Origin of the sequence: Streptomyces sp. NPDC050315, assembly GCF_040655775.1 — a bacterium.
Taxonomy (GTDB): Bacteria; Actinomycetota; Actinomycetes; order Streptomycetales; family Streptomycetaceae; genus Streptomyces.
Genome location: NZ_JBFAKN010000002.1, coordinates 490466 through 511986 on the forward strand (window position 1 = coordinate 490466; position 21521 = coordinate 511986).

Consider the following 21521-nt stretch of genomic DNA (forward strand, 5'->3'; position numbering starts at 1 on the left):
GCCGCTCTGGAGCCCGTCATGGCACTGCCCACCCCGCTGACCGGCGTCGTACCGCCGGTCTGCACTCCCCTCGACCCGCGCGGCGAGGTCGACACCGGCTCGCTCGGGCGGCTGGTGGAACACCTGGTCACCGGCGGGGTGCACGGCCTCTTCGCGCTCGGCTCCACCAGCGAGGTCGCCTACCTCACCGACGCGCAGCGGGCCACAGCGCTGGAGGCCGTGATCAAGGCGGCGGACGGCCGGGTGCCGGTGCTGGCGGGCGTCATCGACACCACCACCGCCCGGGTGCTCGACCACGCCCGCACCGCGCAGAAGCTGGGCGCCGACGCGCTCGTGGCCACCGCGCCCTTCTACACCCGTACGCACCCGAAGGAGATCGCCGGGCACTTCCGCGCGCTCCGGGCCGCCGTGGACCTGCCGCTCTTCGCGTACGACATCCCGGTCTCCGTGCACAGCAAGCTCTCCGGCGCGCTGGTGCGGGAGCTCGCCGAGGACGGCACGCTGGCCGGGCTCAAGGACAGCAGCGGCGACGAGGCCGGGCTGCGCCGCCTGATCGTCGAGTTGGGCGGCAGGGACGGCCGCCGCACCGGCCCCGCGCCCGATTTCGCGGTCCTCACCGGCTCCGAGCTGACCGTGGACGCCGCGCTGCTCGCCGGAGCGGACGGCGTGGTCCCGGGCATCGGCAATGTCGACCCGGCCGCCTATGTCCGCCTGTACGACGCCTGCCGCGCGGGCGACTGGGCGGGCGCCGCGGCCGAGCAGGAGCGGCTGGTCGCGCTCTTCGGCATGGTCGACGTGGGCCCGGAGGCGGAGATGGGCCGCAGCTCCTCGGCGCTGGGCTCCTTCAAGGCCGCGCTGCACCTGCTCGGCGTCATCGCCCACCCGGCCACCGCGGCGCCGCAGCTGCCGCTGGGCCCGGAGTCCGTGACCGCGGTCGCCCGGCATCTGACCGCCGCGGGCCTGGAGCCGGTCCGTTGACCGGCGCCGCGCGCCCGGCGCGCAAGGCCGCCCTCCCCTGGTACCGGGAGGTGAGCCCGAGACAGTGGAAGTCGTTCTTCGCCGCCTGGATCGGCTATGTCCTGGACGGCTTCGACTTCGTACTGATCACCCTGGTGCTGACCGAGATCAGCGCCGAGTTCGAGCTGAGCACGGTGCAGGCCGCGAGCCTGGTCTCCGGCGCGTTCATCACCCGCTGGCTCGGCGGCGCGGTCCTCGGCGCGCTCGGCGACCGCTTCGGCCGCAAGGCGTCGATGGTGGCGAGCATCCTGCTCTACTCCCTCGGCACCTTCGCCTGCGGCTTCGCCTGGGACTTCACCAGCCTCTTCGCGGCCCGGCTGCTGATCGGCATGGGCATGGCCGGCGAGTACAGCGCCAGCGCCACGTACGTACTGGAGAGCTGGCCGGCCCGGGTCCGCGGCCGGGCCAGCGGCTTCCTGATCTCCGGCTTCTCGATGGGCTCGGTGCTGGCCGCCGAGTGCTACAAGTGGGTCGTGCCCGCGCTCGGCTGGCGCTGGATGTTCTACATCGGCCTGCTGCCGATCGTGGTCGCGCTGTGGGTGCGGCGGGCGCTGCCGGAGGCCGAGGAGTGGTCCGCGACGGTCGCCGAGCGGGAGACCAGGCCGAACCCCTTCCGGCCGCTGTTCGGCACACCACTCCGCGCGAGCGTCAACACCGTACTGACCGTCGTGGCCACCCTGTCCCTCTTCGGCGTCTTCACGCCGGTCGGCGCGGGCGCCGTCCCGCTGCTCTCCGTCCTCTCCGGCGTCACCCTGGCCGCGCTCGCCGTCCAGCTCGGCGGCCGCCGCGGCTGGCTGCTGTACCTCGCGCTGATCGTGACGGTCTTCGTCGCCTTCCTGTACACCTGGCCGATCCAGGCGCTGCTGCCGACGTATCTGAAGACCGAGCTGCACTACTCCCCGGGGCAGGTCACCAACGTGCTGTTCTTCGCCGGCTTCGGCACCATGGCCGGCTGCTGGCTGGCGGGGTTCGTCGGCGACTGGATCGGCGCGCAGAAGGCGTACGCGTTCACCCTGCTCGCCTCGCTGGTCTTCGTCTTCCCGGTCTTCGCCGCGCGCGACAACCTGCTGGTCCTCGGCGTCCTGCTGTTCGTCCTCCAGGCCCTCAGCTTCGGCATCTCCGGGCTGCTGCCGCGCTACATCGGCGGCCACTTCCCCACCGAGAGCCGGGCCGCGAGCCTGGGCTTCACGTACAACGTGGGGGCGCTGGGCGGCGCGGTGGCGCCGGTACTGGGCGCGAGCCTGGCCGAGGGCCGGTCGCTGGGCAGCTCGCTGGCGCTGCTGACCTTCGCCGGTACGGTCCTGGTCGTGCTGCTGGTCGGCTTCGACGTGCCGGCCCGGCTGAACCGGCTGCTCGACCCGGACGCGCCCCGCGACCACCTGGCCGCCGAGGAGTCGGCCGTGGCGGGCGCGGGGCCGGAGGCGCGCGTGCAGCAGGAGGCGTAGGCCCCGCGGGCGCGCGTCGAACTCTGTCACTCGTACGGGTGGCCGCGTTCGACGTGCGCCCCCGTCGGCCGCCGGCGGCGGCAAGGTGCGGGCCATGGATGCCGTACGCGTCGCGCTGCTGCGCGAAGTCCTCGCCGGTACCGAATGGATCCAGGCCACCCGCCGCTTCGCCGGATCGCTGCGCGCGTCTGTCGCGCCGCACGGCGGCGGGCTGCTGCTGGTCGGCAGCGCGGAGTACGAGCCCTGGCACCTGGCGGCGCACCTCGACGACGAGGCCGCGTGGTCGGGGCTGCCGGAGCTCTCCCCGACGCTGGTGCGGCACCGCGTCCCGCTGGGCGTCCCGGCACACCTCTCGGTGGGCCTCGGGCGGCTGGAGACGGCACGGCGGGGCGAGACGCTGCTGGTCGTGGCGCCGGACGCGCCGGGGGCAGGGCTGCTGGAGCGGGTGCACGACGCCCGGCGGAACGGCGCGACGGTGCTGGCGCTGGACGCGGGCGACCGGGATCTGGGGGCGCTGGCGCACGATGCGCTGACGGTGCCGGGGCCGGCGGAGATCACGGCCGAGCCGGCCGCCTCCGATCTGGACCTGGACACCGTGCAGCACCTGGTCAGCGCGGCCGCGGGCGAGAACAGCCTGCCCGCGCCGCGCCGCCACCGGCGCTTCCGCGACCGGCTGTCCCGGCTGGCCGACCAGCTGACGGCGCCCCCGCCGCCCCGCTGGTGACGCCGGCCGGGCTCCCGGCACCGGCCCGTAGAATTGCTCGAATGCACGAAGAACTGCGCGGGGCCCTGGCCGGGGTCCTCGACGGGCTGCCGCCCAAGCAGGCCGCGGCCGCCGTCGAGCGGCTGATCGCCAATTACCGCGGGCGCACGCCGACGGACGCTCCGGTGCTCAGGGACCGCGCCGACGTCGCCGCGTACGCCGCGTACAGGATGCCCGCGACGTTCGAAGCCGTACGGTCCGCGCTGGCCGCGGCCGGCGAGCGGCTGCCGGACTGGGCGCCCGCCTCGCACCTCGACATCGGCGGCGGCACGGGCGCGGCCGCCTGGGCGGCGGCCGACGTCTGGCCGAAGCTGCACACGACCGTGCTGGACTGGGCCGAGCCGGCCCTCGCGCTCGGCCGCGAGCTGGCCGCCGGGACGCTCCCCGACATCCGCTGGCAGCGCCAGGTGATCGGCGAGGGGCTTTCCGTCCCCGAGGACACCGACCTGGTCACCGTCTCGTACGTGCTCGGCGAGCTCACCGGCGCCGACCGGGAGGCCGTCGTCACGGCGGCGGCCCGGTCGCGGACGGCCGTACTGATCGAGCCGGGTACCCCGGACGGGTACGCACGCATCCGTGCGGCCCGCGACCAGCTGGTGGCGGCGGGGCTGCGGGTGATCGCGCCCTGCCCGCACAGCGCGGAGTGCCCGATCGTCCCGGGCGAGGACTGGTGCCATTTCGCGGCGCGGGTGAACCGCTCCTCGCTGCACCGCCAGGTGAAGGGCGGCTCGCTGCCGTACGAGGACGAGAAGTACGCATATGTCGCGGCGACCCGCGTCGAGGCCCGCCCGGCCCCGGCCCGCATCGTGCGCAAGCCGCTGCTGCGCAAGGGCCAGGTGCTGCTGGACGTGTGCACGGCGGAGGACGGCCTGCAGCGCCGTACGGTCACCAAGCGGCAGGGGGCCGTCTACCGGGCCGCGCGGGACGCCTCCTGGGGCGGCACGGTGCCGGGCGAGGAGTAGCCGGTGGCGCGGGGCGCTCGCCGGGCCGCGTCCGCGCCCCTTCTGAGCGCCCGATGCGCCCCCCGTACAACGCGTCCCGTACACCCCGAATCTCCGCTCCGGTCACCCAAGGAGGAGGATGGTGGCAGCATTGATCCCAGACCACCGCTCGAAGTGAGGGGATAGATGGAACGCAAGAGCAGGTTCTCCCAGTGGCTGCGCCGGCCGAGGAGCGGTTCGGACGGCGTCGATACGGACACGGGATCATCCGCGGCCCAGGGCGGCCGCGAGGACCTGCTGCTGGCAGCGGCCGACGCGGGTTTCCCGCTGGCCCCGGCGGCGCATCCCTCCGGCTACGGCTGTTCCTGTGAGCGCATCGGCTGTCCGACGCCCGGCCGCCATCCGGTCTCGTTCGGCTGGCAGACCGTCGCCACGACCGACCGCGAGAAGGTCACGCAGTGGCTGCGCAAACATCCGCAGGCCAATTTCGTCACCGCCACCGGCATCGCCCACGACGTGCTGGACGTGCCCCCCGAAGCGGGCCGCAGCGCGCTGGCGCGGCTGGAGTCCGAGGGCGTGGAGGTCGGCCCGGTCGTACTGAGCGGCGCCGGGCCCCGGGAGGGCCGCATGCTGTTCTTCACGGCCACCCGCGGCACCCCGGACGACGAGGACGAGTGGTGGCCCTGCGAGCTGGACTGCCACCCCGAGACCATGGACGAGCACCCGGGCCTGCGCTGGCACTGCCGCGGGAGCTATGTCCTGCTGCCGCCGTCCCGGCTGCCCGGCGAGCAGCCCCCGGTGCGCTGGCTGCGTGGCCCGGAGCGCCCGCTGCCGGACCCGCTCTCCCTCCTGGAGGCGCTGACCGACGCCTGCGCCGCGTACGCCCGCGAGGACCACGAGCACGAGTCGGCGGCCTGGCCGATCGGCCGCTGAGCTGGCTGATCCGGCAGGCTCGGCCTAGCCGGCCTTCGCCTCGGTCGTCCGGCCCTGCCGGTCGAGGAAGACCACGCTGCCGCCGTCGTCCTTGGCCGGCACCTTCACGACCTGCTCGGACACGGTCGTGAAGGTCATCTTGTTGGTCTTCTTCAGCGGGCCCTTGCGCACCGCCTGCAGGGCCGGCTTGAGCGAGAAGGTGTGGCCGGCGGGCAGCGTGCGGTGCTGGAAGTGGTACGTCGCGAAGAAGGCCAGCGCGCCGCCGTCCTTGGTGCGCAGCGCCATCGCCGGGGCCTTGTACGGCTCGTCCACGGTCTCGGTGTGCTGGCCCGGCCGGTTGGCCGCGGCCGTCCGCTGCTCGCGCCAGCCGTCGGTGTCCGGGCCCGGCGCGAAGTCGCCCTCGCCGGTCTTGAGGTACTTGGCGTACGTCTTCGCCAGCTGCCCCGGGTCGACCGTCAGCCCTGACCCCTTGGCCGGCACCGGCTCGGCGTAGCCGTCCGCGTCGGTGGCGAACTCCGGCACCTCCTCCTTGTCCAGCAGCAGGAGGTAGGCGGCCTTCCACTTCTCGCTGGGCCCGTTGCGGGTGAAGGCGACGAGCCAGTGGCCGTTGTTGCGGTTGCTGACCGTGTCGGCGACGAAGAACTTCGGCCAGCCCGCCTGCTTGGGTATCGCGAACCGCGCGTCCTTCAGTTCCAGCGGGTCCCAGTCCGGGTTGCCGTTCGGGCTGACCTGGCGGCCGCCCTTGGTGATGGCCTCGTCGATGTCGTGCAGCGCGCCGGTCTCGTACGTGGCGTTCACCGCCGGGTCCAAGGTCGTGTTGGCCTTGTTGTACCCGGCGACGAACTGCTTCAGGGCCTTGGCGGCCTCAGCCTTGGAGGTTGCCGGGATCTTCTCCCGTTCGCCGTGCACCGTCATGCACCCGCTCAGGGTCAGCAGTGCCGCGCTCGCGGTCATCATCGCGACGGGCACCCGGAACGGTGACCTGCGTGTCATGGGGCTCGGGCTCCTTCTGGGCGACCGGGGCGGACTCTGCGGCCGCCGGGGTGGCTCGATTCTGCGCCACCCTACCGGGGGCGAAGAAGAAGAGGAGCGTGGGGATCAGGTAGAGGCACCAGACCACCACCTGGACAACTGTGGGATCGGGCTGGAAGTTGAAGACACCCTTCAGCAGCGTGCCGTACCAGCTGTCCGCCGGGACCTGCTCGCTGATGTCGAACGCCTTACTGGCCAGGCCCGGCAGGAAACGGGCCTCCTGCAGGTCGTGAACGCCGTACGCGAGGACCCCGGCGGCGACCACGACGAGCATCCCGCCGGTCCAGGTGAAGAACTTCGCGAGGTTGATCTTCAGCGCACCGCGGTAGAACAGCCAGCCCAGCAGCACGGCGGTGAGCAGGCCGAGCAGCACGCCGATGAGCGGCCGGGGCGTACCGTCCGAACTCGCCTGTACGGCAGCCCAGACGAACAGCGCGGTCTCCAGGCCCTCGCGGCCCACCGCGAGGAAGGCGGTGAGGACGAGCGCGGTGGTGCCCATCGCGAGCGCCGCGTCCAGCTTGCCGTGCAGCTCGGCCTTCAAGTGCCGCGCGGTGCGCCGCATCCAGAAGACCATCCAGGTCACCAGGCCCACGGCGATGATCGACAGGGTGCCGCCGAGCGCCTCCTGCGCCTCGAACGTCAGGGTCTGCGAGCCGAATTGGAGGACGCAGCCGAAGCCGAGCGCGAGCAGCACGGCGACGGAGATGCCGAGCCAGATGGGCTTGAGCGCGTCCCGGCGGCCGGTCTTGACCAGGTAGGCGATGAGGATGCAGACGACGAGACTGGCTTCGAGCCCTTCGCGCAGGCCGATCAGATAGTTACCGAACAAGTCGGTTCCCTCTCATTTCCGAGCATTTCCGGCGGAAGTCAGGCGAACAGCGCCCGGCCCCACCAGTCGTCCTCGTCCCGGACGCCCGGCGGGACGGCGAACACGGCCGAACCCACGTGCTGGATGTATTCGTTGAGCGCGTCGTTGCGCGCCAGGTTCTTCTGCAGCGGCACGAAGCCGTCCCGGATGTCCCGCTGGTACGCGAGGAAGAACAGCCCCGCGTCCAGCCGGCCCAGGCCGTCCGTGCCGTCGGTGAAGGAGTAGCCGCGGCGGAGGATGCGGATGCCGCCGTTGGTGTCGGGGTGCGCGAGCCGCACGTGGGCGGTGGGCAGCATCGACTTCAGGTGCGGCGCGTCGAACTCCTTCTTGCGGCCGACCGCGGCGCCCTCGCCCTTGCTGCGCCCGAAGACGTCCTCCTGCTCCTTGAGCGAGGTGCGGTCCCAGGTCTCGATGTGCATCCGGATGCGGCGCGCGACGAGGTACGAGCCGCCGGCCATCCAGCCCCCGGCCCCCTTCTCGTCCCGCTCCCCCACCCATACGTGCTTGTCGAGCGCCGCGGCGTCGCTGCCGGCGATGTTCCGGGTGCCGTCCTTGAAGCCGAACATGTTGCGCGGGGTGTGCGCGTCCGGCGTCGTGGAGGAGGTCTTCCCGAAGCCCAGCTGCGACCAGCGCACGGCGACCTTGCCGAAGCCGATGCGGGCGAGGTTGCGAATCGCGTGCACGGCGACCTGCGGGTCGTCGGCGCACGCCTGGACGCACAGGTCGCCGCCGCTGCGCGCGGCATCGAGGTTGTCGCCGGGGAACTTCGGCAGGTCGATCAGCGCGTCCGGCCGCCGGTCCCGGATTCCGAACCGGTCCTTGCCCTTCTTCTCGAAGAGGGTGGGACCGACGCCGAAGGTCAGTGTGAGCCGGGAGGGCTTGAGGTCCAGCGCCTCGCCGGTGTCGTCCGGCGGCGCCTCGGCGATCCCGCCGACCGCCCCCTCGCCGACCGGCCGCCCCGCCGTCATCTTCGCGGCGGCGGCCGTCCACTCCTTCAGCAGGCCGATCAGCTCTTCGCGGTCCTCCGTCGTGACGTCGAACGCGGCGAAGTGCAGGCGGTCCTGGACCGCGGTGGCGATGCCGGCCTGGTGCGCGCCGTGGAAGGGGACGGCGGCACCGGAGTCGGCGGCCGGCGCGGCCTCGCCGCCGGAGTTCATCGCGACGGCCGTGCCGCCGGCCGCGACGGCGCCGAGCGCGAGCCCGGCACCGCCCCAGCCGATCAGCGCGCGGCGGGAGGGAGCGTTGCCTTCGGTTTCGTCGACTGCCATGGGGCCCTCCTACTCGGCGACGGCGGCGGCGAGCTTCGACAGCGGCTCGGCCAGCGCGCTGACGCCGTCCGACAGGGTCTTGCGGTCGCTCTTGGAAACGGTGTCGTACGCGACGAAGCCGTCCCCCTCGCGGTACTCGTCCAGCTGCTTCCCGATCGCCGCGAACTGCTTGTCCAGCTCCTCGACCAGCGCCGGGTCGTTCTTCTTCGCGACCGGCTTCAGCAGCTCGTACGCCTTCTCCGCGCCCTCGACGTTGGCCTGGAAGTCGACCAGGTCGGTGTGGCTGTAGCGCTCCTCCTCACCGGTGACCTTGCCGGTGTAGACCTCGTCCAGCAGCTCCTTGGCGCCGTTGGCCATGCTGGTGGGGGTGATCTCGGCCTTGCCGACCCGCTGCTGCCAGTCCTTGAGGTCCTTGATCAGCTGATCGGCCAGCTTCTTGTCGTCCCCGGAGATCTTCTTCTTCTCCCACAGGGACTGCTCCAGCTTGTGCCAGCCGGTCCACTTCTGGCCGTCCTCCAGGCCGTCCTCGCGCACGTCGACCTTGGGGTCGATGTCACCGAAGGACTCCGCGACCGGCTCGGTGCGCTCCCAGCCGATGCGCGAGGGCGCGTACGCCTTCTTCGCGGCCGCCAGATCGCCGTCCTTGACCGCGTCGGCGAACTTCTGGGCGGCGGGCAGGGTTTCGTCGGCCTGCTGCTGCACGTACTTGCGGTACTCGGCCACCGCCGCGTCCAGCTTCGGGTTCCGCTGCACGGCGGCGCCCTTGCCGGTCGCGGTGACCTTCTGCCGGATGCCGTCGCCCTTCATGCCGGGCTTGCAGGCGATCTCGTACGAACCGGCCTTCACCTCGGCGGTGATGGCGGCCTTGGTGCCCGGGCCGATGTTCTCCCGCTCGGTGACGATGCGGTCGCCGGGCGCGTAGACGTACACCTCGGTGACCTTGCTGCCCTTGTTCTCGACCGCGAGCTGCACGTGCCCGGCCGGGAACTCCTTCTTCGACACCTCGCACGCGTCGTCGGACGCGGTCACCTGCACGGCGCCCGATTTCCCGGCGTCACCCGCCAACTCGCTCTTGGCCGTGCAGGCGGTTGCGGTCAGTGCGGCGGCCACGGTGATCGCGGCGGCGGTGGCGGAGCGGAGGGCTCGCATACGGGGCTCCAGGCTTCTTCGGACAACGGCAAACTAAGGCGGGCCTAACTTATCCGAGGCTTACCTGATTCCCTTCCGCCCGAACAGTGATCCCTCTCTCACCAGCTACGAACCCATAACGGACCGCCAAATACCCGGCAATGACACGGCAATGCACCGGCCAAGGTAAGACCCCACAACCCTGTTGATCTGTCACCGGTGTTCAATGCCGTCATGACGGAACTTCACGTACTGCGGGTGTTCTGCGGCCCGGCGGGCGACGGCGGAAACCCTCTCGGTGTCGTACTGGACGGGTCCGCGTTCTCCGGGCGTGACGAACGGCAGGCGCTCGCCCGCGAACTGGGCTTCAGCGAGACGGTGTTCGTCGACGACGCGGGGCGCGGCGCGGTCGACATCTACACACCCACAGCGCGCCTGGCGTTCGCCGGGCACCCGCTGGTCGGCACGGCCTGGCTGCTGCGACACCTCGGGGCGCCGGTGGACGTGCTGCGGCCGCCGGCCGGGGACGTGGCGGTGCGGTACGACGAGGAGCTCACGTGGGTACGCGGGCGCGCCGAGTGGGCGACGGGCCGCACGCCGCATCAGTACGCCTCGGTCGCCGAGGTGGACGCGCTGCCCGCGCCGCCACCGGGCGAGGGCTGGCTGTACGCGTGGGCCTGGGCGGACGAGGCGGCGGGACGAGTGCGGACCCGCGGCTTTCCGCGGCGCGGCGACAACATCGTCGAGGACGAGGCGACGGGGGCCGCGGCCCTGCAGCTCACGCACACCCTCGGCCGGGCGCTGGACGTACGGCAGGGGCGCGGCTCACAGATCCTCACCCGGCCACGGGACGGGGGCGCGATCGATGTCGGGGGTCGTGTCGTACTCAGTGACGTGCGGCGACTGAGTTAGGCGCTCAGCGGGCTCGCGCCGTCTCCGCCGAACTCCGCGCTCAGCTCCTCGAAGACGTCGGTGTTCAGCGCGTACGCGCGCTTGCACTCCTCGACCATGCGCTGCTTCTCCAGGTCGTCGACCGGCAGCGCGTCCAGCAGCGCGCGGTACTCGCGCTTGAAGGCGGCGGGATTGCCGATGTCCTCGAAGACGTAGAACCGGACGCCGTCGCCCTTGCGCGCGAAGCCCCAGGCCTTCTCGGCCGTGTCGCGGACTATCTGGCCGCCGGAGAGGTCGCCGAGATAGCGGGTGTAGTGATGCGCGACGTACCCGGCGGGCCAGTCGCGGGCGCAGTCGGCGATCCGCGCCACGTACGCCTCCGTGGCGGGCAGCGGCCGGATCGCGGCGCGCCATCCCCGCCCGCCCAGATGCGCGAGGTCGCGCTCCAGCTCGGGCGTGCGGACCAGCTCGGGGCGGAGGAAGGGGCCGGCGATCGGGTCGGCGGTGAGGGTGTCCGCGGCTCCCTCCAGGGCGCGGTACACGAACCACAGCTGCTCGGTGTAGCGGCGGTAGGCGGCGACGCCGAGGCGGCCGCCGAGCATGTCCTCCATGAAGGAGGAGCCCCGCACCTCCGAGTGCGCTTCGCGGGACGCCGTGCGGATCAGTGCGGAGAACGGCGTACGGGCGGAAGTGTGCGCGTCCAAGGCGGGCCTCCAGGGACCGAGCGGTAGCGGCCGGGAACCGATTGTGGCAACTTAGGCTTACCTAAGTCAACCAGTTCCCGACAGCCTGTCGGCAAAAGCCTACCCGCGCACGCGCTCGGGAACCGCTCAGGGAAGCGTCAGGATCTCCGCACCGGTCTCCGTGACGACGAGGGTGTGCTCGAACTGCGCGGTGCGCTTGCGGTCCTTCGTCACCACCGTCCAGCCGTCCTCCCACATGTCGTACTCGTACGTCCCCAGCGTCAGCATCGGCTCGATCGTGAAGGTCATACCGGGCTTGATCTCGGTCGTGTGGTGCGGGCTGTCGTAGTGCGGCACGATCAGGCCGGAGTGGAAGGACGTGTTCACGCCGTGCCCGGTGAAGTCGCGGACGACGCCGTAACCGAAGCGCTTGGCGTAGGACTCGATGACCCGGCCGATGATGTTGATCTGCCGGCCCGGCTTCACGGCCTTGATGGCGCGGTTCAGCGACTCACGGGTCCGCTCGACCAGGAGCTTGGACTCCTCGTCGACGTTGCCGCAGAGGTAGGTGGCGTTGTTGTCGCCGTGCACGCCGTGGATGAACGCGGTGACATCGAGGTTCACGATGTCGCCGTCCTGCAGGACGGTGGAGTCCGGGATCCCGTGGCAGATGACCTCGTTGAGCGAGGAGCACAGCGACTTGGGGAAGCCGCGGTAGCCGAGCGTGGAGGGGTAGGCACCGTGGTCGCACATGTACTCGTGCGCGACGCGGTCCAGCTCATCGGTGGTGACGCCCGGCTCGATGAGCTTGGCCGCCTCCTCCATCGCCTGGGCCGCGATCCGGCCCGCGATGCGCATCCGCTCGATGGTGTCGGCGTCCTGCACCTCGGGGCCCGTATACGGGGTCGGCGCGTCCTTGCCGACGTATTCGGGGCGCGGGATGGAGGCGGGGACGGGGCGCTGCGGGGAGATGGTCCCCGGGACAAGGAGAGACTGGCCAGACATGCCAGCGAGTGTATCCGCGAGCCATCGGGCAGGATGGCGTCAGGCAAGGCGCCCACAGGCGGAGGAGGCCGGGATGGCACTGTTCAAGCGGGGCACGGCAGGAAAGCCCGGCGAGTGGTACTACTGCCTCAAGCACGCCAAGGTCGAGGAGGGCCCGGAGTGCCGGGCCGCCGACCGGATGGGGCCGTACGGGAGCCGTGAAGAGGCGTCGCACGCGATGGAGACCGCGCGTGACCGCAACGCGGAGTGGGAGAACGACGCCCGCTGGACCGACAAGGGGAGCAGCAGCTCCTAGGGCGCGAACCTCCGCCCCGGACCCAGGTCCTCAAGCGCCGGACAGGCCTGATCTTGCCGCCCGCGCCAGATACGTCGCCAGCCGCGCCCGCGGCACCGGCTCGCCGCCCCGGCGCGGGTGCACGGCATTCGTGAGCAGCACGAAGAACGTATCCGTACGGGGGTCGAGCACCAGGCTCGTCCCCGTGAAGCCGGTGTGCCCGGCGGCGCCGTTTGCGGCCAGTTCGCCCATGAAGCCGGGCTGCGCGACGCGGAAGCCCAGGCCGGGCGGGGTGAGCATCAGCGCGACGGTCTCCGGGCGCAGCACCGGCCCGCCCCCGGTGAGCAGCGCCCGGCACAGCACCGCGAGGTCCTGCGCCGTGGCGAAGAGCCCGGCCTGCCCGGCGACTCCGCCCAGCGCGTAGGCGTTCTCGTCGTGCACCTCGCCGCGGACCACGCCGCCCGCGCAGGACCGCCGCCGGGCCTTGAGCAGTACCTCGGCCTCGGTGGCGGCGACCCCGGCCGGGGCCAGCGGCCCGTACGAGGTGCTGATCATGCCGAGCGGGCCGGTGATGCCGTCCCGGACGAGGACGTCGAGCGGCTCGCCCTCGATCTCCTCCAGCAGCAGCTGGAGCGCGATGAAACCGAGGTCGGAGTAGCGGAACGGGCCCGGCACGACGGCCGCGGCCGCCGCCCACAGCGGCCCGAGCAGGCCGCTCCCCGCACCGGCTGCGAGGCCGTCGTACAGCGGCAGCTCGGCGGCCAGCCCCGAGGTGTGCGTGAGCAGATGGCGAATCGTTACGGCGGGCGCGAAGTCCGGCAGGTGGCGGGCCACCGGGTCATCCAGCCCGAGCGTCCCGCGCTCCACCCGCTGCAGCACCGCGATGGCCGTGAACAGCTTCGACAGCGACGCCAGGTCGAAGACCGTACCGGCGCGCACCGGCTCCCAGCGCTCCCGGGCCAGCGGTATCCCCCGCCCGCGGGCCACGTCGTACGACCCGTACCGCAGCGCCCACCCCGCGGCCTCCTCGACCGCGACGACCGGCCCGCGCCCCGCCACCGCCACGACGCCCGCGCAGCAGGCAGCGGGCCCCTCGGGCAGCGCGCGGAGCTCCGCGACGAGCCGCCGGGTCCAGGTGGGATCGAGCCCCGCCTGGGCGGGGGTGCCGTGGCGCAGTGGTGCGGGTGCGTTCAGAGCCGGTTCCCTTCGCCGGTACCGCCGTCCTCCGTGGACTCCTCCCTACGCTGCCACGGACGGCACAGTCCCAGGAAGCACGCGAGCGCCAGAAGTGCACAGGAACCCTGTACGACGGCCATCGGCACGGCCGTCCGCTCGCCCGCGATACCGACCAGCGGCGAGGCCACGGCGCCCATCAGGAACGTGGAGGTGCCGAGCAGCGCCGAGGCGGAGCCCGCCGCGTGCGAGGTGCGCAGCAGCGCCTGGGTGTTCGTGGTCGGCATGACCAGGCCCATCGAGGCCATCAGGACGAACAGCCCGGCGGCCATCGGCACGAGCCCGACGTGCCCGAAGACGCCGGTGGACATCAGCAGCAGCGCGGCGGCCGCGAGCGTGATCAGGCCCAGCCCGACCGCCAGTACCTTGTCCAGCGAGACCCGTCCGACCAGCACCTTTCCATTGAGCTGGCCGAGCAGGACCAGCCCGACGGAGTTCACGCCGAAGAGCAGGCTGTAGGTCTGCGCCGAGGCCCCGTAGATCTCCTGGATCACGAACGGCGAGGCGCTGATGTACGCGAAGAGCGCGGCGAAGGCGAAGGCGGAAACCAGCAGATAGCCGGAGAAGACCCGGTCGCCGACCAGTCCGCGCATGGTGCGCAGCGCGGCGCCGAGGCCGCCCGCATGCCGCCGCTCCGGCGGCAGGGTCTCCTGCAGCTTCCGCCAGACCACAAGGGTGAGCAGCACGCCGATGACCGTGAGCACGACGAAGACGCCGCGCCAGTCGGTGATCCGGAGGATCTGCCCGCCGATCAGCGGGGCGACGACCGGCGCGACGCCGGATATCAGCATCAGGGTGGAGAAGAAGCGGGCCATCGCCACGCCGTCGTACATGTCGCGGACCACGGCCCGCGCGATGACGATGCCGGCGGCTCCGGCCAGACCCTGGACGAGCCGGGCGCCGATCAGAAACTCGACGTTGGTGGCGACCGCGCACAGGGCGGTGGCCAGTACGTAGATGACCATTCCGATGAGCAGCGGGCGGCGGCGCCCCCACTTGTCGCTCATCGGCCCGACGACCATCTGGCCGAGGGCCATGCCGGCGAGGCAGGTGGTGAGGGTCAGCTGGACGGTGGCGGCGGGGCTGTTCAGGGACCGGGTGACCGCCGGCAGGGCCGGGAGGTACATGTCCATGGAGAGCGGCGGGACCGCGGTCAGGCCGCCCAGGATGAGGGTGACGAGGAGGCTCGTGCGGCGCGTGGCGGCGGGGACGGAGCCGCTGGTCACGGCGGGTATTCGGGGAGTGGGGCGGCTCTGATGGCTCTCGGCCGTGGCGGGGCCGGGGTCCGACATGAGTGTCTCCATGGTTTGTAGATGTACGCACCATGGTGTCATGTCCTGGCGGACCCCGGCCGGTTTTTGTCCCCCCGGACGGCTGGATCAGACGGGCTTCAGACCCGGGTCGCCCGCCTCGGACACGAAGGAGGCGACGGTGGAGATCGGCGCGCCCTGCGTGGTCACCGCGGACACGTTCCGGTAGTCGGCGCGCGCCTTCTCCTGGTCCAGCTCGACCGTCACGTAGCCGCGGCGGCCGTTGTAGAACTTCATGTGGGGGTTGGCCGCCATGTAGGCGTCCCAGTTCGGCGGCTTGTCCGCACCGTCCTTGCCGCTGGCGATCGAGCTCGTCACAAACTCCACGCCCTGCGTCCGCGAGTCCTGATCACCAAAGTCCTTCTTGATGTCGAAGGCATAGTGCACATGCACATCACCGGTCAGAACCACGAGGTTCTCCACACCGGCCGCCTCGGCCCCGGCCAGCACCCGCTCCCTCGAAGCGCTGTAACCGTCCCAGGAGTCCATGCTCACCTTGTAGTCCGCGGCGGTCGTGCTGCGCCGCTCGGAGAAGGTGACCTGCTGCGGTACGACGTTCCACAGCGCGTTGGAGCCGCGCCAGCCGTCGATCAGCCAGCGCTCCTGGGTCGCGCCGGTCAGCGTCCGGCTCGTGTCCCGCGACTCCGGGCCCGGCACGTCCCAGCCGTCGCCGTACGCCTGGTCGGAGCGGTACTGGCGGGTGTCGAGGATGTCGAACTGGGCGAGCGTGCCGTACTGCACCCGGCGGTAGAGCTGCATGTCGGAGCCGCTGGGCTGCTGCGGGCGGCGCAGCGGCTGGTTCTCCCAGTACGCGCGGTAGCCGGCGGCGCGGCGGGCCAGGAACTCGGCCGGCGGCAGATTGTTCTCGCTGATCTCGGAGGCGTAGTTGTTCTCCACCTCGTGGTCGTCCCAGGTGACGACGAAGGGGTGCGCCGCGTGGGCGGCCTGCAGGTCCGGGTCGGACTTGTACAGCGCGTACCGCAGCCGGTAGTCCTCCAGCGTGACCGTCTCCTTGTTGAAGAGCGCGGGCAGCGTGCGGTCGGTGTAGTTGCGGGCGCCGCCGACGGCGTTCACCGGGTACTCGTACAGGTAGTCCCCGAGGTGGAAAACGACGTCCAGGTCCTCTTCCGCCAAGTGCCGGTGGGCGGTGAAGTAACCGTCGTGGTACGCCTGGCAGGACACGGCCGCCAGCCGCAGGCTCTGGAGGCTCGCGCCACGGGCCGGGGCGGTGCGGGTCCGGCCGACCGGGCTGATCCAGTCACCGGCACGGAACCGGTAATAATACACCCGGTCCGGCCCGAGCCCGGTCGCCTCGATGTGTATCGAATGATTGAACTCCGGATGCGCCTCGGCCTTGCCCTGCCCGGCAATGCGGGCGAACTTCTCGTCGTGCGCGACCTCCCAGCGCACGGAGACCCGCGCGTCGGGCATACCGTTGCCCGGCTCGTACGGGCGGGGCGCCAGCCGGGTCCACAGCACGACCGAGCCCGGGAGCGGATCACCGGACGCGACGCCCAGCGTGAACGGATTCTCGGAGAGCTGCTTCGCATCCACCTCGGCAGCGTAGGCCGCCCCGGTGCCCGGCAGATTGGTCGCGAAGGCGAGCGTCGCGGCGGCCCCGGCGACGGTGAGGAAGCGGCGACGCCCGAGGTGCTCGGCGGCGGCCCGCAACTGCTGATCGTGCTGGGAATGCTGAGTCATCTGCCCCTGCCCTGGCTGAAGTGGTCCCAGAGTTCTGGTCGTCGCTTGTGATTGCAGAGGGCAGGGGCGGCGGCACGCTGTCAGATGTACGACGCAACGATGACGGCGGGATGAGGACTGGGCCCGGAACGGGCACAGGGGGCAAACCCACACGGGGTGGCCTCGGGCAGGGCCCGGCATGTGACGTGAGGAACCTCGGCGAGGCGCGGGATGTGACGGATGTGTCTCGGCGGGGCGCGGTGCGTGACGTGACCTACCTCCGGCGGAGCGCTTCGTGTGACGTGACTTACGCTGCCGCCATGACTGACACGAACAATCCGAAGGTGGCCGTAGTAACCGGCGCGGGCTCGGGCATCGGCCGCGCGGTCGCCCTGGAACTGGCCGCCGCGGGGTGGTCGGTGACGCTGGCTGGGCGGCGCGCGGGGGCGTTGGAGGAGACGGCGGGGCTGGCGGGACGGGGCGGGGAGGCCCTGGAGGGGACGGCCGCGCGGACGGGTGACGGCACGCGGGCCGGTGGCGGCACCGAGCTTCTCGCCGTCCCCACCGACGTCACCGACCCCGGTCAGGTGGCTGCGCTCTTCTCCGCGGCCCGCGACCACTTCGGCCGCGTCGACCTGCTCTTCAACAACGCGGGTACGTTCGGCGCTGCAGGGCCGCTGGAGGACCTCGCTTACGACGACTGGCGCACGGTCGTCGACGTCAACCTCAACGGCGCCTTCCTCTGCGCCCAAGCAGCCTTCCGCACAATGAAGGACCAGCCACCGCAGGGCGGCCGCATCATCAACAACGGCTCGATCTCCGCACACGTGCCGCGCCCGCACTCCATCGCGTACACCGCGACCAAGCACGCCATGACCGGCCTCACCAAGTCCCTCTCCCTGGACGGCCGTCCGTACAACATCGCCTGCGGCCAGCTCGACATCGGCAACGCGGCAACGGAGATGACCAACCGCATGCAGACCGGCATCCTCCAGGCCAACGGCGAACTCGCGGTGGAGCCGGTAATGGACGCAGCAGACGTAGCCCGCACGGTCCTCCACATGGCCGCCCTCCCCCTGGAGGCAAACATCCAGTTCGCCACGGTGATGGCTACGGGGATGCCTTATATCGGGAGGGGGTGACGGGGATTCGGGGTGGGTCCCATGCCGGGGTCTCACACCCCCGTCACACCTCCCCCACACCCCACCCCGACAACCTCCACCAGCCCTTTCGCGCACCGTCCCACATCCCCACCACCCTCGATACGATCCCGCGCATGCCTCCCCACAACGACCTGGATGACCAGGGCATCGCACTCCTCATGGAGTCCGCCACGCCGCGGGAGCGCCGCGCGGTACTGCGCCGCCGGCGCCACCGCCCGTCGAGCCCCCGCGACGCCCGCCTCACCCAGCTCGTCGTCTCCCTGCTCTTCCTGGCCGGCGGCATCGGCGCCCTCCTCGAACACCTCGACGCGCACACCTCGACCAGCACGGTCGCCGCGTACCTGGCCCTGATAGCCCTCTGCGCCGTCTCCGCCGAACTGAGCCGCCGAGGCCGCACCCGCATCAGCTTCTGGCTCCTCTGCACCGGCATGATCGCCCTCGGCCTCACCACCCCCTTCCTCCTCTGAGCCCTCCCCCACCCCACACTTTTCGTGCAGTTCTAGAGGCGGCTTTGTGCAGGAGATCGGGCGGGGCTGTGGGGCGACCGTGCACCGAGGCCGTCCACGGCCGTACGACACCCGCGCCCGCCGACCCCCGTCCTCCCGTACGGTCAGCCGACGGGTCCCCACCGGCGCGTACGCGGCCGCTCTCCCTTTCTCGCGTCCTTCGGCTGCGAAGTGGGGCGACCGTGCTCCGTACAGCGCACGGGCATGACGGCACCGTCGGCACGCAGCGACACCATGCCCTCGCCATAAATGTCGCCCACGTACCAGACCTGGGCTCGCCCGGCCGGTGGCCGGCGAAGAGCGAGCTGCGTGCGCAGGGCCTCGTTACCGGTGACCAACACGAGAGCACGCCCACGGTGCCGAATCTCGACATCCATCTTTCGCCAGGGCGTAGCTTTGCTGCGCAATTTCCGATACAGGGCGAAGCGGCTCCGAAAACGCAGAAACGCCACCACAATGGCGCCCAGCAAAAAGGCAAGCGACTTACCGGAAAGGACCCCATTGGTCCCGTGAGTGATGAGCCCGCCGAGGTACCAGAAGAAGGGAATCAACGCGAGAACCGGAACGACTGCGGCTCGTAGCAACATCAGCCACATCGAACGCCGCGTCGCCGGAAAGGACCAGGCCGGCCCGAGCGGCGGCGCGGGAGCCGGCACCACCGGGGTACGAGTCATGGCCGGGAGCGCGAGTTCCGGCAGGCGAACTCCCGCCTTGACGGCCCGAATAAGTGCTTCGGGCGACGCATCGGAAAAATGCTCGGAGCGGGAGCCGCCTGCCGGGAGCTCCACCATGCGGCGCGGCCCGCGCTTGCCCGGCACCGCGAGGACGGCCCGAAAACGCGGATCCCCGACGACCCACATCGTGCCAATCTCCGCCTTGGCCGCGGGACCGGCCTGCGGCGACATTCGCTCCGCCCACCAGCGGGTGCGCCGGTTCACGTCCAGATGGACCGTGACCGAAGACTTCGGATTCTCCGGATCCGGAACCGCGAGCCAGGGCCGCTCACCATGGGCGGAATAGCGCTGACCGAACGAGTACGGAAGACCGCCCTCATATACCTGCCAAGGATAGGCACGCAGGATGCGCCGCAGCCGCAACATCCGTTTCACCAGGCCCACTTGGAGGTATACGCCGTAACCCAAGGCGACAAGGGACCCCAATACCAGGAAGGGAGTCAACCACACCCAGATGACGTGAACAGCGACGAAAACCGCGCCAGCATACGCCAGCCCGAGCGGAATTCCGAGCAGGCGTACCAGGAGCGCCACCGTCCAGACACGCCGGGTGCCCATGTGCCGCCAGGCGACGTCACCACTGGCGTCGGATCGCCAAGCGTTGGATTGCCGGAGCACGGCACGATCGGTGGGGTGTTTCATCTGTCTCTCTACTGTTATGGGGTAGCACCGCCCCGATCAATCGTGTCGATACCCGCGAACTTCACGAGTCTCGCGGGCATTGTCATGCGTCGGCTACTCGCGGCCCTGCCGGGACATCCGCATACAGCCCCACGTGCCAAAGCCCACAAACAGCGCCGCCAGAACGGCGATCATGCCGACAGAGGACCCCGGCTCCCAAGACTCATCTTCCGGGCCGACCACCCCTTCAGGGTCGTACCGAACCCGCAAGGTGTCACCTCGCTCAACTCCGTCCTCGCATCCGTGAGTCTCCTCGAGCTCCGGCTCTATCGCCTGCCCGTTCGTCTTCTGCAAGGTGCACTGAGCGGTCTTGGTGGAATTCTCATTCTCTACTGCCACGACCTTCGCGCTGACCCAACGACCGCGCTCCTCCAACGCTGAATCCCCGCCCGCTCCTTGTGACACAAATGCCAGCACGATGCCGGTGACAAGTGGAATAAGGAGTTGCCACGCCAACGTCCGCTGCATGATGGGGACTCGACGAATACAAAAGACCGGTACCAGAAACGAGGCGAGCGGCATGAGGGCCCAGCCCACCGGAGGAACCACAGCCCTGATCCACGGATCCAGCGGGACCGCAGGTGCCAACCACGTGAGCCCGATAATCCCGGCCAACCACACGAGGTAGAACAACAGCCATCGCAGAAAGGCTGATCGTCCTTCCTGAGCTTTCCTCTCAGCAGCCCCCCTCACTCCGACGGCGAACTCGCCCTCTTGCCGAGCCATTTACTAACCCCACTCCCAGATTGCCGCGGTCCTGCTGGACACGCCTGGACAGATCGATTCTTAAGAGTCGACGCGCCACCCGTAGTTGACCGAGACGGCGAGAGCTTCACCGCAGCTCGGCGCGAAGCAGCAGATGGCCGGAAGCCCCTGCCGAGATTGTCGGTACTGAAATCCACGATCTGGGGCCTCTGGACAGCGGCGGGCTGACTGCGTTGCACCAATGTGTCCAGGACCTGCCACAAGGACCACCGTTGTGAAGCTCCCAGTGCAACTCGGTGCAGCGGAATGGTGATGCTGCGCTCCGACGGGAAGCGGTCATGACAGCTTCCAGGAGTTCGGCATTCCGCGCCGACAGCGACCTTGGGCGCCTCGCGTGCCATGTGCTCTCCCTGGCAAACCGGGCGGGCCAGTCCCTACCTGACCGATGTGTGACACAGGGAAAGCGTCGATCACCTTTGAGCGGCCTCCTGGATCGCGTTCATTCCCGCGCCCGAGGTCTCGTGCTCATCCTCATCCACGAACTCGATCTCCGGCTCCTCGAAACACACCGTCTGGAGGATCGTCGTCATGACGTCGCAGAACTCGGCCCAGTAGTCCGTGGATGCGGTGTGGAGGGTGAACACCGCGGTGAAGGGGCCCGTGGGGAACGGGATATGGACTTGAATCTGCCCGGTGAGCAGCTTTGTCGCCTCGCCGGTCGCCGTGATTTCCGGATTGAGTTGGTACTCGGTCAGCGTGACGCAGGAAACTGCGGGACCGCACGGCAGATCGAGCGGACGGGCGTCGTTGTACTGGTCGCCGGAGAGGGCCTCGAGGATCCTCCCAGCGGCCTTGCCCGGATCGTTCGGGTGCCGCTCCGTCGGGACGACGGCCAGGGTGAAGGCGCATTGGACGACGCCGAGGGAGGGTTCGTGCCCGCCCTCAGTCGTTGCGCCCTCCAGCGCACCGTCCTCCTCCGCAATGGAAAAGAGGCCCATCCCGGCGTACGAAGCTCCGGTCCCTGCCATGGTCTCGGCTATCGCGGCGTAATACTCCGCGGCGGGTTCCCAGATGCTCTCGTCGCCGCCTGAGTAGAGCCCGCGGACGAACTCCTGGGCCCGTTCGGCACGTCCCTCGGCAGTGCCGGCGAGGGGCAGCGCGTAGAAGCCGTCGGGAGTGACGAACCAGATGGGTGGGGGCTCCAGCGCGTTGGCCGGGCCAGGCGCAGGTGGGTCGGCGGGGGCGGCGGGGACTGTCATGG

Annotated in this window: 21 protein-coding genes; 9 read left to right on the top strand and 12 right to left on the bottom strand. The window is 70.7% G+C overall.

Annotated elements, in window-relative coordinates; genetic code table 11:
* Window positions 1-18 precede the first annotated feature (18 nt).
* The 5 genes from AB0I82_RS09165 (at window position 19) to AB0I82_RS09185 (ending at window position 5099) form a co-directional block, all read left to right on the top strand.
* Window positions 19-978, top strand: coding sequence for a dihydrodipicolinate synthase family protein (locus tag AB0I82_RS09165; protein WP_363256491.1), 960 nt, complete (start codon window positions 19-21; stop codon window positions 976-978).
* Window positions 975-2462 (top strand): sialate:H+ symport family MFS transporter, encoded by a 1488-nt coding sequence (locus AB0I82_RS09170; protein WP_363256492.1) that lies wholly within the window; start codon window positions 975-977, stop codon window positions 2460-2462. Before AB0I82_RS09165 ends, AB0I82_RS09170 begins: the two co-directional genes overlap by 4 nt.
* 94 nt (window positions 2463-2556) lie before the next feature.
* On the top strand, window positions 2557-3186 hold the full coding sequence (locus AB0I82_RS09175; RefSeq protein WP_363256493.1) for a hypothetical protein: 630 nt from the start codon (window positions 2557-2559) through the stop codon (window positions 3184-3186).
* Window positions 3187-3227: 41 nt separating this feature from the next.
* Entirely contained in the window at window positions 3228-4187 is a 960-nt protein-coding gene (locus AB0I82_RS09180; RefSeq protein WP_363256494.1) for a small ribosomal subunit Rsm22 family protein, read from the top strand.
* Between the two features lie 165 nt (window positions 4188-4352).
* Window positions 4353-5099 carry a bifunctional DNA primase/polymerase gene (locus AB0I82_RS09185; protein WP_363256495.1) on the top strand — a complete coding sequence of 249 codons (747 nt, stop codon included), beginning with the start codon at window positions 4353-4355 and terminating at the stop codon, window positions 5097-5099.
* Window positions 5100-5123: 24 nt separating this feature from the next.
* Here the strand turns inward: AB0I82_RS09185 and AB0I82_RS09190 are convergent, their stop codons facing one another.
* Genes AB0I82_RS09190 through efeO form a run of 4 tightly spaced genes read right to left on the bottom strand, consistent with a single transcriptional unit; the run spans window position 5124 to window position 9416 of the window.
* A complete protein-coding gene (locus AB0I82_RS09190) occupies window positions 5124-6014 on the bottom strand; it encodes a hypothetical protein (protein WP_363256496.1) in 891 nt (296 codons plus the stop codon).
* Window positions 5965-6960 (bottom strand): iron uptake transporter permease EfeU, encoded by a 996-nt coding sequence (gene efeU, locus AB0I82_RS09195; RefSeq protein ID WP_363256497.1) that lies wholly within the window; start codon window positions 6958-6960, stop codon window positions 5965-5967. The genes AB0I82_RS09190 and efeU overlap by 50 nt, the downstream gene beginning before the upstream one ends.
* Before the next feature lie 38 nt (window positions 6961-6998).
* On the bottom strand, window positions 6999-8267 hold the full coding sequence (gene efeB / locus AB0I82_RS09200; protein ID WP_363256498.1) for an iron uptake transporter deferrochelatase/peroxidase subunit: 1269 nt from the start codon (window positions 8265-8267) through the stop codon (window positions 6999-7001).
* A gap of 9 nt (window positions 8268-8276) precedes the next feature.
* Entirely contained in the window at window positions 8277-9416 is a 1140-nt protein-coding gene (efeO, locus tag AB0I82_RS09205; protein ID WP_363256499.1) for an iron uptake system protein EfeO, read from the bottom strand.
* A gap of 213 nt (window positions 9417-9629) precedes the next feature.
* Between efeO and AB0I82_RS09210 the strand changes: the two genes are divergently transcribed.
* A complete protein-coding gene (locus tag AB0I82_RS09210; protein WP_363256500.1) occupies window positions 9630-10307 on the top strand; it encodes a PhzF family phenazine biosynthesis protein in 678 nt (225 codons plus the stop codon).
* Here the strand turns inward: AB0I82_RS09210 and AB0I82_RS09215 are convergent.
* The gene (locus tag AB0I82_RS09215) at window positions 10304-10990 is read right to left on the bottom strand and encodes a biliverdin-producing heme oxygenase (RefSeq protein WP_363256501.1); all 687 of its coding nucleotides are present in this window, start codon (window positions 10988-10990) and stop codon (window positions 10304-10306) included. The two genes, AB0I82_RS09210 and AB0I82_RS09215, sit on opposite strands and share 4 nt — an antisense overlap.
* 126 nt (window positions 10991-11116) lie before the next feature.
* Entirely contained in the window at window positions 11117-11974 is an 858-nt protein-coding gene (gene map / locus AB0I82_RS09220) for a type I methionyl aminopeptidase (RefSeq protein WP_031055390.1), read from the bottom strand.
* A gap of 73 nt (window positions 11975-12047) precedes the next feature.
* Between map and AB0I82_RS09225 the strand changes: the two genes are divergently transcribed.
* On the top strand, window positions 12048-12269 hold the full coding sequence (locus AB0I82_RS09225; RefSeq protein ID WP_363256502.1) for a hypothetical protein: 222 nt from the start codon (window positions 12048-12050) through the stop codon (window positions 12267-12269).
* 30 nt (window positions 12270-12299) lie between these two features.
* On the opposite strand, the gene AB0I82_RS09230 is transcribed toward AB0I82_RS09225, so the two are convergent.
* The 3 genes from AB0I82_RS09230 to AB0I82_RS09240 all read right to left on the bottom strand — a co-directional run bounded on the left by AB0I82_RS09230 (window position 12300) and on the right by AB0I82_RS09240 (window position 16492).
* Entirely contained in the window at window positions 12300-13313 is a 1014-nt protein-coding gene (locus tag AB0I82_RS09230) for a serine hydrolase domain-containing protein (protein ID WP_363256503.1), read from the bottom strand.
* Between the two features lie 125 nt (window positions 13314-13438).
* Window positions 13439-14773, bottom strand: a complete 1335-nt coding sequence (locus AB0I82_RS09235) for a multidrug effflux MFS transporter (RefSeq protein WP_363256504.1) — start codon at window positions 14771-14773, stop codon at window positions 13439-13441.
* Window positions 14774-14860: 87 nt separating this feature from the next.
* Complete coding sequence (locus AB0I82_RS09240) at window positions 14861-16492, bottom strand: alkaline phosphatase D family protein (RefSeq protein WP_363256505.1); 1632 nt, start codon at window positions 16490-16492, stop codon at window positions 14861-14863.
* Window positions 16493-16791: 299 nt separating this feature from the next.
* Here AB0I82_RS09240 and AB0I82_RS09245 point away from each other — a divergent pair, with 299 nt between their 5' ends.
* Entirely contained in the window at window positions 16792-17613 is an 822-nt protein-coding gene (locus AB0I82_RS09245; RefSeq protein WP_363256506.1) for an SDR family oxidoreductase, read from the top strand.
* Window positions 17614-17747: 134 nt separating this feature from the next.
* Window positions 17748-18101 carry a hypothetical protein gene (locus AB0I82_RS09250; protein ID WP_363256507.1) on the top strand — a complete coding sequence of 118 codons (354 nt, stop codon included), beginning with the start codon at window positions 17748-17750 and terminating at the stop codon, window positions 18099-18101.
* A gap of 143 nt (window positions 18102-18244) precedes the next feature.
* Here the strand turns inward: AB0I82_RS09250 and AB0I82_RS09255 are convergent, their stop codons facing one another.
* The 3 genes from AB0I82_RS09255 to AB0I82_RS09265 form a co-directional block, all read right to left on the bottom strand.
* Window positions 18245-19516 (bottom strand): hypothetical protein, encoded by a 1272-nt coding sequence (locus tag AB0I82_RS09255; protein ID WP_363256508.1) that lies wholly within the window; start codon window positions 19514-19516, stop codon window positions 18245-18247.
* A 93-nt stretch (window positions 19517-19609) separates the two neighbouring features.
* Window positions 19610-20023, bottom strand: a complete 414-nt coding sequence (locus AB0I82_RS09260) for a hypothetical protein (protein ID WP_363256509.1) — start codon at window positions 20021-20023, stop codon at window positions 19610-19612.
* Window positions 20024-20730: 707 nt separating this feature from the next.
* Window positions 20731-21519, bottom strand: coding sequence for a hypothetical protein (locus AB0I82_RS09265; RefSeq protein WP_363256510.1), 789 nt, complete (start codon window positions 21517-21519; stop codon window positions 20731-20733).
* Window positions 21520-21521 lie beyond the last annotated feature (2 nt).

What these genes read in the sequence shown, in the direction of transcription:
- AB0I82_RS09225 (WP_363256502.1), top strand. Translation starts at nt 12,048, where the DNA reads ATGGCACTGTTCAAGCGGGGCACGGCAGGAAAGCCCGGCGAGTGGTAC.
- efeB (WP_363256498.1), bottom strand. Translation starts at nt 8,267, where the DNA reads ATGGCAGTCGACGAAACCGAAGGCAACGCTCCCTCCCGCCGCGCGCTG.
- AB0I82_RS09185 (WP_363256495.1), top strand. Translation starts at nt 4,353, where the DNA reads ATGGAACGCAAGAGCAGGTTCTCCCAGTGGCTGCGCCGGCCGAGGAGC.
- AB0I82_RS09235 (WP_363256504.1), bottom strand. Translation starts at nt 14,773, where the DNA reads ATGTCGGACCCCGGCCCCGCCACGGCCGAGAGCCATCAGAGCCGCCCC.
- AB0I82_RS09260 (WP_363256509.1), bottom strand. Translation starts at nt 20,023, where the DNA reads ATGCAGCGGACGTTGGCGTGGCAACTCCTTATTCCACTTGTCACCGGC.
- efeO (WP_363256499.1), bottom strand. Translation starts at nt 9,416, where the DNA reads ATGCGAGCCCTCCGCTCCGCCACCGCCGCCGCGATCACCGTGGCCGCC.
- AB0I82_RS09250 (WP_363256507.1), top strand. Translation starts at nt 17,748, where the DNA reads ATGCCTCCCCACAACGACCTGGATGACCAGGGCATCGCACTCCTCATG.
- AB0I82_RS09265 (WP_363256510.1), bottom strand. Translation starts at nt 21,519, where the DNA reads ATGACAGTCCCCGCCGCCCCCGCCGACCCACCTGCGCCTGGCCCGGCC.
- AB0I82_RS09255 (WP_363256508.1), bottom strand. Translation starts at nt 19,516, where the DNA reads ATGAAACACCCCACCGATCGTGCCGTGCTCCGGCAATCCAACGCTTGG.
- AB0I82_RS09240 (WP_363256505.1), bottom strand. Translation starts at nt 16,492, where the DNA reads ATGACTCAGCATTCCCAGCACGATCAGCAGTTGCGGGCCGCCGCCGAG.
- AB0I82_RS09245 (WP_363256506.1), top strand. Translation starts at nt 16,792, where the DNA reads ATGACTGACACGAACAATCCGAAGGTGGCCGTAGTAACCGGCGCGGGC.
- AB0I82_RS09190 (WP_363256496.1), bottom strand. Translation starts at nt 6,014, where the DNA reads ATGACGGTGCACGGCGAACGGGAGAAGATCCCGGCAACCTCCAAGGCT.
- AB0I82_RS09165 (WP_363256491.1), top strand. Translation starts at nt 19, where the DNA reads ATGGCACTGCCCACCCCGCTGACCGGCGTCGTACCGCCGGTCTGCACT.
- map (WP_031055390.1), bottom strand. Translation starts at nt 11,974, where the DNA reads ATGTCTGGCCAGTCTCTCCTTGTCCCGGGGACCATCTCCCCGCAGCGC.
- AB0I82_RS09180 (WP_363256494.1), top strand. Translation starts at nt 3,228, where the DNA reads ATGCACGAAGAACTGCGCGGGGCCCTGGCCGGGGTCCTCGACGGGCTG.
- AB0I82_RS09175 (WP_363256493.1), top strand. Translation starts at nt 2,557, where the DNA reads ATGGATGCCGTACGCGTCGCGCTGCTGCGCGAAGTCCTCGCCGGTACC.
- AB0I82_RS09210 (WP_363256500.1), top strand. Translation starts at nt 9,630, where the DNA reads ATGACGGAACTTCACGTACTGCGGGTGTTCTGCGGCCCGGCGGGCGAC.